Source organism: Colwellia chukchiensis (assembly GCF_002104455.1).
Lineage (GTDB): Bacteria > Pseudomonadota > Gammaproteobacteria > Enterobacterales > Alteromonadaceae > Cognaticolwellia > Cognaticolwellia chukchiensis.
On sequence record NZ_NBOC01000006.1, the window covers coordinates 84084 to 101416 of the forward strand.

Genomic DNA, 17333 nt, shown 5'->3' on the forward strand with positions numbered 1-17333 from the left:
ACACAGGTGTTGCGCTTAAGTGACTGCCATTTTACACAGATTGCAGGTTAATTGTCATGCAAGGCATCATAAATATTTTTCGCTAGGAGTTTACTGATACCTGGTACTTTTTCTAAGGTCGCTTTATCTGCTTTCAACACTTCTTGTAAACCGCCTAAATATTGTAATAATGCCTGCCTTTTTTTCGCTCCAATACCTGGAATCGACTCTAAGGTTGATTTTTTACTGGCTTTTTGCCGCTTTGCCCTGTGCCCAGCAATAGCAAAACGATGCGACTCATCACGAATATGCTGTACTAGATGTAATGCCGGCGATGTCGCGGGCAAAGAGATTAGTTGATGACTACCGGCTAGAATGAGGGTTTCTAAACCAGGCTTTCGCGACTCCCCTTTTGCAACGCCCACCAGCAAAGGCGTTTTAACATGCTCAATAGTAGAAAAAAACGCTTCTGCTTTAGACAGTTGCCCTTTTCCACCATCAATAAAAATAATGTCAGGCATTTTTTCTTCGCTGGTCACTTTGCTGTACCGCTTATCCAAAGCAAAGGCCATGGCGGCGTAATCATCACCAGGCGTAATGCCATGTACGTTATAGCGACGATAATCACTTTTTAACGGCCCATCTAGATCAAACACTACATTAGAGGCCACCGTTTGTTGGCCCATGGTATGGCTGATATCAAAACATTCAATGCGTGTAATGCCATTAGGTAACTCAAATACCTCATTCAGCGCTAAAAATCTTGCCTGCATCGACTCTTTATGGGAGTTCCTACTTAATAATGCGGTGGCGGCGTTTGTACAGGCAAGCTTTAAATATTGCGCGCGCTCAGTACGAACATTATGGGCAAGTTTAACCTCTCGCTCTGCTTGTGCAGACAGCACCTGAACGATATCTTGTTGACTTTCTATCGCTTGCGGAATAACAATTTCTTTTGGAATTGCACCTAAATTCAATTCATTACCAATATAATGTTGGCTAATAAACGCGGCAATAATTTCACTATCGCTGGTACCGACAGGTACAGTGGGGAAATAGCTTTTACTGCCGAGGATTTTTTGCTCCCTGATAAATAACAAGTGAATACAAGCTTGGGATTTATGTCGATGTAGACCGATAACATCCATTTCAGCAGCGCTACCACTGACATGTTGCTGTTGTTGTACTTTTCGCAGTGTGGCAATTTGATCGCGATATTTCGCTGCTTGTTCAAAGTCTAACGCTTTGCTGGCATCTTCCATATTTGCCACCAGTTGCTCAATCACTTTTGAGCTTTTGCCTTTAAGAAATAACTTCGCTAACTGCACTTGCTTTTGATAGGCCGCTACCGATATTTTATCAACGCATGGCGCAGCACATCGACCAAGTTGATATTGTAAACACGGCCGACTGCGCGCGCGATAATAGCTATCTTCACATTGTCTTAGTGGGAAAATTTTTTGCATCAAGCGCAAGCTCTCCCACACAGCTCCAACCGTAGGGTACGGCCCGAAGTATTCACCTTTAACTTTTTTACCGCCACGGTGCATACCAAGCTTAGGGTGCTTATGGGCGGTGATCAGTAAATAAGGGTATGATTTATCATCACGCAGTAAAATATTGTATTTAGGCTGGTACTTTTTAATATAGTTGTTTTCAAGGATCAGCGCTTCACCCTCGGTATGGGTAACAGTGACGTCTATCGCGGCAATTTGTTTTACCAGTGCTTGAGTTTTTGTACTACCGACATCTTTGCGAAAATAACTTGCCAAGCGTTTTTTTAAGTGTTTCGCTTTACCGACATAAATCACAACCTGAGCGTTATCGTACATACGATAGACACCTGCTTGTTCAGAAACTGCGGCTAAAAACGCTTGATGATCAAAGGTATTGCACTGGTTTGAGGATACTTTTTCAGACAAGACTACAAAACTTCAGTTTTCAACATACCATGGCGAATCGCCAAGTGGGTTAACTCTACATCATTACCGACATTGAGCTTTTCAAACATACGATACCGATAGCTATTAATAGTTTTTGTGCTGAGAATTAATTGCTCAGAAATATCTGGCACCTTTTCGCCGCGTGTGATCATCAGCATAATTTGTAGCTCGCGTTCAGATAAACTGTTAAACGGGTTTTCATCGGCAGTTTTAAATTGGCTTAGCGCCATTTGTTGCGCTATTTCAGGAGTAATGTAACGTTGACCACTATTAACAGCACGAATAGCGTGGATCATTTCATTTGGGGCAGTACCTTTAGTTAAGTATCCCGCAGCCCCTATTTGCATAACCTTGGTTGGGATCGGATCTTCACAATAAACTGTTAGCACTATTACTTTGACATCAGGCGCATAGCGAATAATTTTTTTCGTTGCCTCCAGGCCGCCAATACCTGGCATGTTCATGTCCATTAAAACAACATTAGGTTCGACTTTACGACAAAATTGTACGGCTTCCTCGCCTGTTTTGGCTTCACCAATCACCTTAAGTCCTTTGACTTCGTCTAAGATTTTGCGTATTCCCGTCCGAACCAATTCGTGGTCATCTACTAACAAAACATTTATCAACGTTGCTTTACCTTATAATTATTTGATAAAAACTATGTAATAAAACACATAGCAATCAGGCTAAAAAGAATATAGTGAAATGTAAAGTAACTCAAACTAAATTCTCGCTTTAACACCTGTTTACGCATTTATTATACGTCTATTTTCAACAAAGCGCCTACCGCTAGAGTTTGTTTTTATTTAACCAACTATTTAATAGCCCAACTTGGCCGTTTTTATAAGCAGCATACGTTAGCCGAACCGCATTACTGAGTATAATACTATCATTCCACTTTGTTTGTTCAGCAATTAATTCGTAGCATTTTTGTGCTTCAGGTGATAAATAGCCACGCATTTCTTTTTTGCCACGCTCTTTTTGTCGTTCACGATAACGTTTCTGTTTCTCTGCATTAGTTAATGCTGCCTTTTTTATACTCATCAATACCTTACCCTATTATCGCCAACCAAAATAGAAGGTTACGCATAACTAATTCTTACAGATTTACGACACCTTGTTAAGTAAAAAGGTAATTTAATTAACTGTTCGGAGTTGTTTAGCGTACAAGTGTTCGCTAAAGTAGCGCCTTTGAAAATTATCTATTGTAGAAGTGACCCCCATGGAACAAAAAAACTCGTTCTCAAAAGAAGACCTTATTAAAGCCGGTACCGGTGAAATGTTTGGCCCAGGTAACAGCCAGTTACCCTCTGATAATATGTTAATGATGGACAGAATAATTAGCATTAACAGCGATGGTGGCGAACATGGTAAAGGTGAAATAATTGCTGAGCTTGATATCCATCCAGACCTTTGGTTTTTCGATTGTCACTTCAAAGGTGACCCAGTAATGCCTGGTTGTCTTGGTTTAGATGCCATGTGGCAATTAACGGGCTTTTACTTGGCTTGGTCTGGTGGACCTGGTCACGGTCGTGCGTTAGGGGTTGGTGAAGTAAAATTCACCGGACAAATTTTACCTACTGCAAAAAAAGTGACTTACAAAATCACCTTAAAGCGCGTCATTAAACGTAAATTATTTATGGGCATTGCCGACGGTACGGTGTCAGTGGATGGTCGTGTTATTTACACAGCAACTGACTTAAAGGTAGGCTTGTTTACCGATACGACTAAATTTTAAAAGCCTAGTTTATCGCTAAAGTCACAGGCACTAATCCTATGCAGGGCATAAAAAAGCCAGCTTAACTAGCTGGCTTTTTGTTATCTGACTGATCCGTCCTGAATAAGGCTAGCTGTTAGCAATACGCGCTTCAACGACTTCGATCGCTTGATCAATTCTATCCAATACTTTTTGCTGGTCTAACAAGGCTAAAGTAATATCAAGTGATGGCGAATTACCACCACCGGTAGCAGCAACGCGCAATGGCATTCCCACTTTGCCCATACCTACTTCAAGCTCTGTCGCTGTATCATTAATCGCAGCGTGAATTGGTGCTGGTGACCAATCAGTTAACGCAGCGAATTTAGCTTTAACCAACAGTAACGGCTCTTTAACCACTGGACGTAAATGTTTTTTAACGGCGCCGGCGTCAAGTTCGGTAAAATCTTCATAAAAATAGCGGCTAATTTGTGCCATTTCTTTTAACGTTTTGACCCGATCCGCTTGCACTTTGACGATTTCTTCTAGCGCTGGACCGTTTGCTATGTTGATGCCCTGATCTTTCATGTGCCACTCTAGGTGTGAGGCAACATAGCTTGGCTCAAGCGTTTTCATGTAATGCTGATTCACCCAGATAAGTTTCTCGGTATTAAAGCCTGATGGCGCTCGGTTACAGTCTTTCAGATCAAATAGTTCTATCATTTCTTCACGAGAAAAAATCTCTTGATCACCATGTGACCAACCTAAACGCACTAAATAATTTAATAGCGCTTCGGGTAAGTAGCCGTCATCACGATACTGCATGACACCAACCGCGCCATGACGTTTTGATAAACGCTTGCCGTCATCACCTAATATCATCGGAATATGCGCGTATTCAGGTACAGTTGCACCTAGGGCTTTTAAGATATTGATTTGTTTTGGCGTATTACTGACATGATCATCACCGCGTACTACATGTGTGACTTTCATATCCCAGTCATCGACCACTACGGTTAAGTTATACGTTGGCGTACCGTCTGAGCGGGCAATGATTAAATCATCAAGTTGTTCATTGCTAATGGTAATATCACCTTTGACCATGTCCTTGATGACCACCTCACCATCTAAAGGGTTTTTAAAGCGGATCACATAAGGTTGGTCAGCAGGGTAATCGGTACGATCACGCCAGAAGCCGTTATATTTCTCTATTTCACCTTTGGCTTTTGCTTCTGCCCGCATCGCTTCAACTTCTTCAGCACTGCAGTAACAACGATACGCATGGCCAGTGGCAAGCAATTGCTCAATAGCCTCTTTATAGCGATCAAAACGTTGAGTCTGATAGTAAGGGCCATGAGTCCAAGGTAAGTTTAACCAGTTCATGCCATCCATAATGGCGTCAACAGAAGCTTGGGTTGAACGCTCTATATCCGTGTCTTCAATTCTTAGAATAAAGTCACCACCATTTTTTTGCGCGTAAAGCCAGCTATAAAGTGCCGTACGAGCACCCCCCACATGTAAATATCCTGTTGGACTAGGAGCAAATCGAGTTGTTAAAGTCATAAAGGTCTCAATGAAATAAATAAAGTTGCTACGCTGAGCAAATTAAACAAGGTTTAAAAAGATGCCGATATTTTATCAGGCAACCACAGGAAATACATCTTTTCACACGTTAAAACTCTAGATGACCAATAACAGCAAACAAAACGAGTTCACAAAAGCATCAGTCTGTTGAAATTTACATCGCTTAAGCTAAATAGTTAAAAAAATAGCAAATAATTACTGAGTTTTTGTTGACAGCTTTTTCGATCTCCCTATAATACGCCCCCACAGAGCAGGACGATTAGCTCAGTTGGGAGAGCACCGCCCTTACAAGGCGGGGGTCACTGGTTCAAGCCCAGTATCGTCCACCATTCTTTGCCATAAAGAATTAAAACTCTAATGGACGATTAGCTCAGTTGGGAGAGCACCGCCCTTACAAGGCGGGGGTCACTGGTTCAAGCCCAGTATCGTCCACCACTTATTTTGTAAGTGAGGTAGATAATTTAGCGTTGGAAAAGTGATAAGGTCAACACCTTCTACTCTTTACCACCCGCGCCGAATCACTGGTTCAAGCCCAGTATCGTTCACCATTCTTTGCCATAAAGAATTAAAACTCTAATGGACGATTAGCTCAGTTGGGAGAGCACCGCCCTTACAAGGCGGGGGTCACTGGTTCAAGCCCAGTATCGTCCACCATCTTATTAAAATCCTTAAGTTCTTTAATTCTTTAATTCTTTAATTCTTTAATTCTTTAATTCTTTAATTCTTTAATTCTTTAATTCTTTAATTCTTTAATTCTTTAATTCTTTAATTCTTTAATTCTTTAATTCTTTAATTCTTTAATTCTTTAATTCTTTAATTCTTTAATTCTTTAATAATCTATTTAAACTAAAAGCACCTTCTGCTCTTTACAACCCGCGCCGAATCACAACTTCAAGCCCAGTATCGTCCACCATCTTATTAAAATTCTTTAATAGCTTTAATAATCTATTAAAACTAAAAGCACCTTCTACTCTTTACAACCTGCGCCGAATCACAACTTCAAGCCCAGTATCGTCCACCATCTTATTAAAATTCTTTAATAGCTTTAATAATCTATTAAAACTAAAAGCACCTTCTGCTCTTTACAACCCGCACCGAATCACTGGTTCAAGCCCAGTATCGTCCACCATCTTATTAAAATCCTTAAATTCTTTAATAGCTTTAATAATCTATTTAAAACTAAAAGCACCTTCTGCTCTTTACAACCCGCGCCGAATCACAACTTCAAGCCCAGTATCGTCCACCATATTATTAAAATCCTTAAGTTCTTTAATAGCTTTAATAATCTATTTAAAACTAAAAGCACCTGCTGCTCTTTACAACCCGCGCCTAATCACAACTTCAAGCCCAGTATCGTCCACCATCTTATTAAAATCCTTAAGTTCTTTGGCGGGGGTCACTGGTTCAAGCCCAGTATCATCCACCATATTATTAAAATCCTTAAGTTCTTTAATTCTTTAATTCTTTAATTCTTTAATTCTTTAATAGCTTTAATAATCTATTTAAACTAAAAGCGCCTGCTACTCTTTACAACCCGCGCCGAATCACCACTTCAAGCCCAGTATCGTCTATCCCTTTTTTTTCATAAAAGCGCTTACAGCAGAACAAACGCAATTGCTATGCGTTATCGCCTGATCTAATTTCTAAATGCTAACACTGCTTATTAAGAGCTATTCTTGGCTTATAGTATGACTCAATGTCATGAAAAAAATTTGCTACATATTTGTGTTTGCTATCAGCGAGAAATCGCCGTGTCATTAAGTGTTTGAATTAGCAGTGTTCAGGTAACCTATCGCAAACTAGCCTTGGGTTTTCGCTATTAAATAACACAGATAAAAGTTGCAAGAACTGCAAAACAGTGCAATCATTTACATTAGTTCACGAGCTTTACAGATGTAAATTGTGAGTTTATTTATTTAGGAGTAAGAGAGTGAGTGATAAGTTACTTGATTATGATGCCATTTGCCAAGCCGCAGCATTCATAAAACAAAAAATTACTATTACACCAAGTGTTGGCGTGGTTTTAGGATCAGGTTTAGGGGTAATAGCTGAAGAAGTTGAAGACGCTATTATTATTCCTTATGCCGATATCCCTCATTTTTGCGTCTCCGGTGCTCCCAGTCATAAAGGCCAGTTATGTATCGGCATGCTATCTGGCGTGCCAGTAGTTCTGATGCAAGGACGTATACATATCTATGAAGGCTATAGTCCGCAGCAAGTCACATTCCCGATTCGAGTCATGAAAGAGTTAGGGGTAGAAACACTTATCATCACTAATGCGGCTGGCGGCATCAATAAATCATATCAAGTTGCTGATTTAGTACTGATTGAAGATCATTTTAATCTGGTTGGTATGGCGGGGTTAGACCCTACTCGCGGACCACATATGCCGCAAATCGGCGCAAGGTTTACGCCACTTAATAAAGCTTACGATCCAGAGTATATCAATACCGCTGAGCAAATTGCCAAAACACATCAGATCAAGATTCATCGCGGTGTTTACGCTTTTGTTGTCGGACCCTGTTTTGAAACGCCTGCTGAAATACGCTTCCTGTCAATGATAGGCGCGGACGCTGTCGGCATGTCGACAGTACCCGAAGTCATGGTAGCGAGAAACGCAGGCATGAAGGTTTTGACCATAAGCGCCATCACCAATATGGCTATTCATGATGTTAATTCAACAAATATCACTACAGAAGAAGAAGTTTGGGAAAGTGTTGTTGAGATAGTTCCGAAGTTACGCACCTTGCTTGCTGAATTTCTAACCACTCTGAAATACGGCTAAAACGCCAGTTAATAACCGTTGCAGCAAACCGAATAAAGCATGATTTTTAAAGATGTAAAGAGAAACTAACAAGATGAGACCTTATAAAAGTATTGAATGGTTAGCGCAAGAAAAAGCTATTAGATTAATCGATCAAAAGGCGCTACCCAGTGTAGTTGAATATAACAACTACAGCACAGTTAATGCCGTAGCACAGGCCATTAATGACATGACGGTCAGAGGAGCGCCCGTAATAGGTGTTGCCGCCGCCTATGGCTTAGTTATTGCAGTTTTCAATGAAGAGTCTAATGACGTGGCAAAGCTTGCCGCGTCTATGGTACACGCTGACCGCATACTCAGAGCGTCTCGCCCCACTGCGGTGAATTTGTTTTGGGCCTTAGATCAAATGGCTGAGCGAGTAGCAAAACATCAGCCTAAAACGGCGGCAGAATATCGCCAATTAGTGCTCGCTTGTGCGCAAGAGCTTGAAGCAGAAGATATTGCCATTAATAAAAATTTATCTACTCATGCGTTGACGTTATTACCCAAAGACAAGGTGACATTTATACATCACTGTAATACCGGCGCACTCGCCACGGTTGATTACGGTACTGCCCTTGGCGTGATCAGAATGGCCCATGAATCTGGCCGTCAGGTACATGTTTTTGTTGATGAAACTCGCCCGCGCTTACAAGGGGCGCGTTTAACCTCTTGGGAATTACAACAACAAGGTATCTCACACCAACTGATTGTTGATGGGGCATCTTCACACGTCATGCAAAAATTTGCTGTTGATATGTGTGTGGTTGGTTGTGATCGCGTGGCGGCCAATGGCGACTTTGCCAACAAGGTCGGTACATGTAACTTGGCGATGGTGGCGAAAGCCAATGGCGTGCCTTTTTATGTTGCTGCGCCGCTATCAACCATTGACCTTGAAACCTCATGCGGTGCCGATATTGAAATTGAAGAACGGGCATCAGAAGAAGTGACTGAGATTGATGGCGCGCGCGTTGCCCCTGACGGCATTGATGTGTACAACCCTGCCTTTGACGTTACCCCAGCCGAGTTCATCACCGCTATCATTACCGAAAAAGGCATTGTTTATCCGCCTTTTTTAGAAAACTTACAAAAAATTAAAGAGCTATAAAATATGAACGCAGAAATAGAGTGGACTGAGCAAGTCAAAAAAGTCGCTGCCAATATTCGTTTACGCGGTTTTCGCTATGTTATGCAAAATAATGGCGGCTATTTAAGTCAAATTTGTTCCTCAGCAGAAATGCTCGCTTACCTGTATTGTCGAGGCATGAATTTAGGGCCTTCAACGGCGCCGATGATCCCTGAGCCATTTAAAGGCGTACCAGGTGAAGGACGCCCCTATGTTTCCGGTGCGGATTACAATGGCCCTAAAGGACCAACATTAGATAGATTTATATTCTCACCTGCCCACTATGCGCTGCCCCTTTATGTGGCATTAATAGAAGTTGGCAGAATGGCGCCCGAAGGCTTAGCAGAGTTTAATCAAGATGGCAGCACGGTTGAGCTAATTAGTGCAGAACACTCACCTGGCGCAGAAGTCACCTCTGGCTCACTGGCACAAGCACTGAGTGTTGCCGGCGGTATTGCCTTAGCGCGTCGTATGAAAGGCGATACCGGTAATGTTTGGGTAATGATGTCAGATGGCGAATTTCAAGAAGGTCAGACATGGGAAGCCGTGCAAGCACTGGCCAATTATAAATTAGATAATATTAAAGTAATCGTTGACGTTAATGAGCAACAATGTGACGGACCAATGGAGTCGGTGATGGCAATTGGTTCTTTAGAGGATAAGTTAAATGCCTTTGGCGCCTATGCTGTTGATGTAGATGGCCATGATATCGAGGCCTTTGACCGCCTAGCGCAAACAGACACCAAAGGCAAACCCTTATTTATTTTAGCCAGAACCAACCCAACCAAAGGCGTTGAAATTATGGAAACTAAGCGCCCAACATTGCACTATTTACGTTTTTCATCAGCAGATGAAAAAGCAAGTTTTCAAAAAGCATATGATGCTATGGCTCAAGAGGTATAAATCATGGAGATAGTTTCACGCCCACACGTTAATAACTTTATTGAATGGTCAAAAGATAAGCCGGAAGTGGTGGTTTTGACCGCTGATTTATCCAACTCTTGTGAGGTAGGTCGCTGGCGCGATACCTACCCAGACCGTTTCTTCCCTATGGGTATGGCAGAGCAAAACATGATGGGCATGGCCGCGGGTATGGCAAAAGAAGGTTTTACGCCTTTCATTCATACCTTTGCCGTGTTTATTTATCGTCGACCCTATGATCAGTTAGCAATGTCGATTGCCTACCCTAACTTGAAAGTCAGACTAATGGGCTTCCTACCCGGTATTGTTACCCCAGGTGGCGTTACCCATCAAGCCATTGAAGATGTCGCTATCATGCGCGCAACCCCGAATATGACCATTTTTGATACCGGTGATGCCACTGAAGTTGAATCGGTACTCGACGTAGCGCAAGCCGTTGATGGCCCCGTGTATGTGCGCTTTTTACGTGGCGATATGCCGCGCTTATTCCCGAAAAATGAACCTATGGTCTTTAACCGTGCGCGGGTACTTAGTGACGGTGATGACCTGACCATTTTGACATCAAGCGTAGTGACTGAAGAAGCATTAAGAGCGGTATCTGTATTAAAAACCAGAGGCACCTCGGTTAATCACTTACATGTCTCCACCTTGAAACCTTTTACAGATCCAACGGTATTAGAAGCGATAAAGCGCAGCAAAAACGGCGTCATCACCATGGAAAACCATAGTATAATTGGCGGGCTTGGCTCAGCGGTGGCCGAATTAATGGCAGAGCATGCGATAGGCAAGCCGTTAATTCGATTAGGCCTAAAAGATATGTACGCCCATGGTGCTAGCAAAAACTATTTAATGAAAGAATACGGACTTGATGCCATATCCTTAGTCAAAGGTGTTGAAGAGTTATTAAATAAATCGCTAAATATCAATGAAGCAGATCTTGAAAATGTGCGTATAGAAGATGCTAATAGCAGCGCTAAAGTGGAGGCGCTATGATCGAAAATACGCAACTCAATGTCTCGGGTGAGCGTTTTTCGGTGGTTTATTTCATCACAGGTAATGAAGCACAAGCAAAACATAGAGCCGAACATATCTGTATTGAACAAACCATTGAATTTCCAGCTGAGTTGATAGGCGATGATGATATTCGTCGCCATATCTTTGGTCGTCTGGAATCGTTTTCACAAGTCAATGAAACACAGTGGCAAGCGGTCATTTCTTACGCCTTAGAAATTACCGGTACGAATTTACCGCAAACCATGAATGTTATCTTTGGCAATATTAGTTTGCAGCCCGGTGTGCAAGTGAATCAGTTGCTGTTACCTGATTCATTCACTCAGCACTTTAAAGGCCCGCGTTTTGGTATGCAAGGCTTACGTGAGTTATGTAATGAACCCGAGAGCCCACTATTTTGCTCGGCCTTAAAGCCGATGGGGCTATCGTCAGCACAGCTTGCAGCGCAGGCGTATGAGTTTGCCAAAGGCGGCATACACTTTATTAAAGATGATCACGGTATCTCTGATCAAGTATTTGCCCCCTTTCGAGAGCGCGTACCACTGTGTGTAGCCGCCGTTGAACGGGCCAATAAAGAAACCGGCTTAAGTTGTAAGTATGTGCCAACCATTAACACCCCTGCTAACCAAATTTTTGCCGATGCGCGTTGGGCAAAAGAGCAAGGTGTTGGCGGTTTAATGTTATTACCTGGCATATCAGGTTTTGATACCATGCGCTGCATTGCCGATGATGACGAAATCGCCCTGCCGATATTAGGTCATCCATCATTATTAGGTGGCATGGTCTCCTCAGCACAAAGTGGTTATTCACATGCGGTGTTATTTGGCCAGTTTATGCGTTTAGCCGGGGCTGATATCAGTATTTATCCAAATTTTGGCGGCCGGTTTTCGTTTAGCCGCGAAGCTTGTCTTAATATAGTGCAAGGTACAAGCTGTGATATGGGTACGATAAAGCCGATCTTCCCTTCACCCGGTGGCGGTATGAACTTAACGAGCGTGCCAGAGATGATTGAGGCTTATGGCAAAGATATCATGTTTTTGATCGGCGGCGCGCTGCATAAAGGCGACCAGGGCGTTGTTGAAAATTGCCAAGAATTACGACAGCTAGTGAATCAACAAGTCCGCTTATTAGCGAAATAACTGTGTTAGGGTAAATTTAGCTCAGAGCATTAAGACGCTAATAGACTCACCGCCTTTTTCACTAACAATTGCCTAGCGATACCTTTACATATAGACCTAACGCCTAATAACCAGTTAAATAATAAACTGAGTATTAGGCGTTTTTTATTGGGTCGTATTAATCTGTATGAGTTTATATTAGCTAATATTACCTAACTCCTATTATCTAATTTAAGTACTACTAAATTTACAGTATTGGCACGCCTGCTTTCATGCAGCGATGCTAAAGTCCGACAAAGCGGCCCGCCTCTGCTTTAACATTGATGCTAAATAACAATAAAGCCACGTTAGGGCTACGATAAACTGGCCGTGCTTAATTATGTAATGAAATATGCAATTATCCATGCAATGAATGTTGCCATCAGCTATCTCGTTAACTATCCACGCCTGATAATGGCTGAACGCCCGCTAGCGTCAACACAGGCATCAGCGCCATGGGGAATACCTGAAGATAAATACCAAATATCATGCTATCAGAGCCGATGTAAAGCTTGGTTTACTGGCGGATTTTTCGAGTTAAGCAGCTGATAATAGCAAGAAATGTTTTGTCTACTCAGGGGATGGAATATTCGCTAAGGGGCAGCGAGCGCAGTCAGCGCCCGCTTAATAATCATCTTACTTGGTTGGCCTCATCACTCCTAAGGCATCGCGTTTTAGCGGCTTGTCATGGGCTTTTAAAGGTGCGCCAGGCACTTCATTTACACTGGTGCCATACGACCAGTCAGCTGGTGCAATTGCAATATAACGCGCTAGCCCGCCCGTGCCACCTAAAGGTTTTGCAAAACCAATGGCGATCAAAGCGCCAGACTCTGGCACTTTATCTAAATTTGCCACCCCTTCTGCTTGGGCAAAGTTATTATGCATGAGCCAATGTTCACCTTCTAAGTTTGGTGTGGTATCGGTATCAAGCGGTTCATGACCATGAAATAAAATGTCACGCTGAAGGTGCAAAAACTTTAACGCCTCAAGCCCTACTCCTGGAAAGGGCTTTTGATTAAACCTTTCGATGTCACGCCATTTTTTATGCCAATCCGAGCGCACCATCACCACCGCGCCTTCAGGAATAAGGCCATGTTTTTTCTCCCAGGCAAGCACATCCTCAACAGACAAATGATAACCGGGATCTTTCTTCACTTTATCAACGACATTAATCACCACTAATGGTCTTACGGCATAGGTGGCCGGTAGATCGCTGATGGTTGCCCCATAAGGGTTCCAGTGTGCCGGTGGATCTAACTGTGTGCCATATTGATCGGTTTCAATGGTGTAAGCGCTGGCAACAAAGCCATGTTTTTCATAGCTAAATTCTTCACCTTTGTCGATATACCCTGGCATCGCTTTATGAGCAATGGCCGGTTTAAAGGTCGCATTACCAAAGCCCGCCCAAACCGCTTGTTTAGGCTCAAAGGCATGGGTTAAATCAATATATTTTGCCGATTTGAGGGTGTTTTCATACAAATCCCATAACCCTTTTGGCTTTATTGCTTCGCTATATGCAGATGTGCTAAATGCAGATACCGCTAAACAAATAAGTAAAATTGCTTTATTTTTCATATTTTTTTCCCTTAACAATAGACATATTAACTACTCGTATTTGCGGCTTGCTTTTTGTTGCATAAACTGGTCAATACCTTTTAAAAACCTTTGTCTTTTTAGATCTAAACCTGCTATCGACTCCTGCGCCATATAACTTTTATATGATTGACCTAAAGGCGCTGCTTGCCAATCATTATGAGGAAAAAACACCCAGCTATCTTTGGTGACAATTGCAAGTTCAATATCACCATTTGAGAGTTCGTTAAGCCAAGACGCTAACTTTTTTACCACGGCGAGCTCTTTACTAGCATTCGCCGAGCCAGCTAACGTTGAAAACACCTTTGCATCTTTATAAAAAGTAAAGCCAACATTTTCAGGACTGTTAAACGCCCCTATCATCATGCCAAAGAAAATAGGCACATTCTTTTCTTCAAAAAATACGCTTTTACCTCGATCTTTGATGTTGATTGACTTAAGCGCGAGCCAATTTTTGTCAACATCGTACACATTCCCTTCACACATCACTAAGGTGCTATCTTGTGCGTAGACATAGCCAATATGTGCGGCAAGTTTTAACAACTTTTCATGCCCTGCGGCATTAAAAACTTGGGTCTTTATTGCCACAGAAGTGACGGACTCACCTTCATAGCCACCAATAACTAATGCTTGCTCAAACACTTTGATATCGCTACCGTTTGCGGCTACCAAGCTGTTAATAATATCTTGCGTTAGCGGCATAAAAGCTTGGCTAAAGGCTGCGGTTTCTTGAAAACTTAACGAGGTGGTTTGCTTGAGTCTATTTTCACCTACGGCTTGCACCGCTTTATAATGCGGATGGGCGGCATACAATATTTCACATGCCATACCTTGACTTGTTTGACTTTCAGCAGAGCTCGCGTTTGCGGTGAACAGCAAGCTGCTCATTAACAACGTTACTAGCATCAGATGAATAGCTTTTTTCAACGGCACGATAAAATCTCCTAAAAAAAGAGCGCATCATAACTATTTATTGTGATGCGCTCGATTGGTTTTGCTTATTTAGCTTAAAAGTTATATGACGCTTTTACATAGACAAAACGACCGTTAATACCTAACGGTGAGATACCACCATCATACGGTAAGTTACCAAAGTAGCTAATGTCATAAATAGATTTATCAGGATACTCATCTAAAAGGTTATTGGCCCCTAAAGACACGCTTAAGTCATCAGTAACATTATATTGCACGTCAGCATCAACTGACCATTTAGGGCTATACACTTGAGTCGGCTCATAACCGTCACCAAAATCAAACACCCGCGTGGTATCGCCATAGCGAGTTGCTCTTACTAAAACAGAAACGATTTCGTTCGACCATCGACTCGACAAGATAATTTTATCGTCAGGAGCCGCGGTTTCAAAGGTATTGGTTTCTTCGATGCCAAACACAGCATTGTCAGGGTTATTGACAACCTCAGTGTCATTTTTATTATAGGCCGCCATAAAATGCCAGGCATCTAGGTCGTATGAGGCAACAACATCAAAGCCTTTCGTTTCCGTATCAACGACATTGGTAAAAAACCGGATCGCTCTCACATCTGGCACATTATCAATAGAAATGTTTTCTGACAGCGCAATACGATCGTCAATATCAACTTGGTAATAATCGACCGTTAAGTTGAAGTTATCGACATTGTAAACCACACCAAGACTGCGACTAACTGACTGCTCTGCTTTTAACGCCGATGAGCCATTTGCAAGTGCCAGGACATCATTTACCGGTAAGTTTAGCGTTTGCACTAAGCTGCCACCATCACCAAAACTTGAGCTACTGCCAGAATAAAAAGACTGTGCTAATGACGGCGCTCTAAAACCGGTACTAACGGCGCCTCTTAATGCGAGGCCATCAAGTAACGCCCACCGCGCTGAAACTTTTCCGTTAGTATCAGTGCCAAAATCGCTATAGTCTTCAAAACGTAAGGCGGTTGATAAGGTCACGTCATCTGAAAGATCAAATTCCCCATCAATAAATACCGACCACGAGTTTCGGTCTTCGTTCACCGTATCTTCGGGTCTAAGTCCAGCACCGCCTTGTGAGCCCACTCTTTTACTAGTATCTGCACCTGCTATATAAGATTCAACATCACCCGCTTTGGTTGAATAGTCTTCATTGCGTGCTTCTATGCCAGCGGTGAAGTAAAGCGGAATATAACCAAGATCAAAGGCTTTAGCTGCCGTTAGATTAAATACGGTTTGACTATATTTATATTCAGCGCGGTTAAAGCTAGTTGGACTTGACGCACCAAGTGATGGGTTAATGGAGTTTTTTAAATCATCATCAAAGGTATTACTGCCGTATGAAAGGCTCGTTTCTAATTCCCATTCTGCATATTCACCTTCTAAACCTAACGTCATAGCAATATCTTTCACATTGGCAATACTAGTGGGAATATAGCCTTTAGGATGAACTGATGTGACATTAGCAGCACTGACGGGGTACCTGAAGAAATTCGAGCCCTGAGCTTCTCGGTCTGCATAAGTACCAAAGCTGTACAGCGTTGCTTCTGCCGATACGTCATATGCTAGGTTGTACGCTAGGCTAATATCTGAGATCTCGCCATCACCACTTTGATAGTTTTTCTGGCCGGCTAAAGCATCGTTCGCTGCTGCTTCTGGACTACCGCTGGCAGGTACCGGCACTATCCACTCAGCAAACCCTATAGTAGGAAGTTCGTCAAAGCCCGCTCTGTTGGTACTTTTCCTGTCTTTAAATTCGCCACTGATATTGACAAAACCGTTGCCTAAATCAAGCCCCTTGTTTAACGATAAAATTTTAGTCTTGCCATCGTTGATGCTTTCATTAGTTGGTTTAAAATCAGTCATATGTTGCCCATATGACACTGAAATATTACCGCCATCACTGCTATTTTTTAAGACAATATTAATGACACCGGCAATGGCGTCTGAGCCATATTGTGCCGCTGCACCATCTCTTAATACTTCAATTCGCTTAATGGCACTGGCTGGAATCGCATTGAAATCAACTGGCGCAGCACCTCGGCCTAATTTTGATTCTGCACTAATAACGGCGCTATTGTGACGACGTTTACCATTAACTAACACTAAAACTTGATCTGGGTTGAGACCTCTTAGCTGCGCCGCTCTGACAATATCTCCAGCATCTGAGTTTGATTGTCTTGGCATGTTAAATGAGGGGATATTGGCTTGTAACAGCCCGCCGACTTCACCGCCTATGGTTGCTGATTGCGTTAAGTCTTCCGCTGAAATGACATCAACAGGCACAGTACTTTCCTGAATACTACGACCAGGCACTCGACTGCCAACAACGGTAATTTTTTCTACCTTTTCAGCTTCAGAATTTTTCTCTATTGCTTCTGCGTTAACCGCACTTGCCAGCAAAGCAGTACTCATTGCTAACACCAAGGCCTTTTTATTAAATCTAGACTCCATCTTTTTCATCTCGCTCTACGCCCTATCAACCATTAAATTGCAATTTAGCCCTATGCACTAAATCAACCACCAACCAACTACACATGTTCACAATCTTTACATATGTT

13 protein-coding genes and 3 tRNA genes are annotated in these 17333 nt (G+C 42.4%); 9 read left to right on the plus strand and 7 right to left on the minus strand.

Annotated elements, in window-relative coordinates; genetic code table 11:
• Positions 1–47 precede the first annotated feature (47 nt).
• The 3 genes from uvrC to B6K83_RS09040 form a co-directional block, all read right to left on the minus strand.
• The gene (gene uvrC, locus B6K83_RS09030) at positions 48–1901 is read right to left on the minus strand and encodes an excinuclease ABC subunit UvrC (RefSeq protein ID WP_085284600.1); all 1854 of its coding nucleotides are present in this window, start codon (positions 1899–1901) and stop codon (positions 48–50) included.
• 2 nt (positions 1902–1903) lie between these two features.
• Complete coding sequence (gene uvrY, locus B6K83_RS09035; protein ID WP_085284601.1) at positions 1904–2548, minus strand: UvrY/SirA/GacA family response regulator transcription factor; 645 nt, start codon at positions 2546–2548, stop codon at positions 1904–1906.
• Between the two features lie 163 nt (positions 2549–2711).
• Positions 2712–2966, minus strand: coding sequence for an anticodon-binding domain-containing protein (locus B6K83_RS09040; RefSeq protein ID WP_085284602.1), 255 nt, complete (start codon positions 2964–2966; stop codon positions 2712–2714).
• A gap of 178 nt (positions 2967–3144) precedes the next feature.
• Between B6K83_RS09040 and fabA the strand changes: the two genes are divergently transcribed.
• Positions 3145–3660 (plus strand): bifunctional 3-hydroxydecanoyl-ACP dehydratase/trans-2-decenoyl-ACP isomerase, encoded by a 516-nt coding sequence (fabA, locus tag B6K83_RS09045; protein WP_085284603.1) that lies wholly within the window; start codon positions 3145–3147, stop codon positions 3658–3660.
• Between the two features lie 108 nt (positions 3661–3768).
• Here fabA and gltX read toward each other — a convergent pair whose 3' ends face one another.
• Entirely contained in the window at positions 3769–5181 is a 1413-nt protein-coding gene (gltX, locus tag B6K83_RS09050; RefSeq protein ID WP_085284604.1) for a glutamate--tRNA ligase, read from the minus strand.
• Between the two features lie 274 nt (positions 5182–5455).
• Between gltX and B6K83_RS09055 the strand changes: the two genes are divergently transcribed.
• The 8 genes from B6K83_RS09055 (at position 5456) to B6K83_RS09090 (ending at position 12202) form a co-directional block, all read left to right on the plus strand.
• Positions 5456–5531 (plus strand) — tRNA-Val (locus B6K83_RS09055).
• 30 nt (positions 5532–5561) lie between these two features.
• Positions 5562–5637, plus strand: a tRNA-Val gene (locus tag B6K83_RS09060).
• A gap of 143 nt (positions 5638–5780) precedes the next feature.
• Positions 5781–5856, plus strand: a tRNA-Val gene (locus tag B6K83_RS09065).
• A gap of 1276 nt (positions 5857–7132) precedes the next feature.
• On the plus strand, positions 7133–7987 hold the full coding sequence (locus B6K83_RS09070) for a purine-nucleoside phosphorylase (RefSeq protein ID WP_085284605.1): 855 nt from the start codon (positions 7133–7135) through the stop codon (positions 7985–7987).
• A gap of 73 nt (positions 7988–8060) precedes the next feature.
• Positions 8061–9113: an S-methyl-5-thioribose-1-phosphate isomerase gene (mtnA, locus tag B6K83_RS09075; RefSeq protein ID WP_085284606.1), complete on the plus strand. Its 1053-nt coding sequence runs from the start codon at positions 8061–8063 to the stop codon at positions 9111–9113.
• 3 nt (positions 9114–9116) lie between these two features.
• Positions 9117–10034, plus strand: coding sequence for a transketolase (locus B6K83_RS09080; RefSeq protein ID WP_085284607.1), 918 nt, complete (start codon positions 9117–9119; stop codon positions 10032–10034).
• 3 nt (positions 10035–10037) lie between these two features.
• The gene (locus B6K83_RS09085; RefSeq protein WP_175474823.1) at positions 10038–11045 is read left to right on the plus strand and encodes a transketolase family protein; all 1008 of its coding nucleotides are present in this window, start codon (positions 10038–10040) and stop codon (positions 11043–11045) included.
• On the plus strand, positions 11042–12202 hold the full coding sequence (locus B6K83_RS09090; protein ID WP_085284609.1) for a RuBisCO large subunit C-terminal-like domain-containing protein: 1161 nt from the start codon (positions 11042–11044) through the stop codon (positions 12200–12202). The genes B6K83_RS09085 and B6K83_RS09090 overlap by 4 nt, the downstream gene beginning before the upstream one ends.
• Before the next feature lie 654 nt (positions 12203–12856).
• On the opposite strand, the gene B6K83_RS09095 is transcribed toward B6K83_RS09090, so the two are convergent.
• The 3 genes from B6K83_RS09095 to B6K83_RS09105 all read right to left on the minus strand — a co-directional run bounded on the left by B6K83_RS09095 (position 12857) and on the right by B6K83_RS09105 (position 17187).
• Complete coding sequence (locus B6K83_RS09095) at positions 12857–13795, minus strand: cyclase family protein (protein WP_085284610.1); 939 nt, start codon at positions 13793–13795, stop codon at positions 12857–12859.
• Between the two features lie 30 nt (positions 13796–13825).
• A complete protein-coding gene (locus tag B6K83_RS09100) occupies positions 13826–14746 on the minus strand; it encodes a hypothetical protein (RefSeq protein WP_085284611.1) in 921 nt (306 codons plus the stop codon).
• A gap of 74 nt (positions 14747–14820) precedes the next feature.
• Positions 14821–17187: a TonB-dependent receptor plug domain-containing protein gene (locus B6K83_RS09105; protein ID WP_158088332.1), complete on the minus strand. Its 2367-nt coding sequence runs from the start codon at positions 17185–17187 to the stop codon at positions 14821–14823.
• Positions 17188–17333 lie beyond the last annotated feature (146 nt).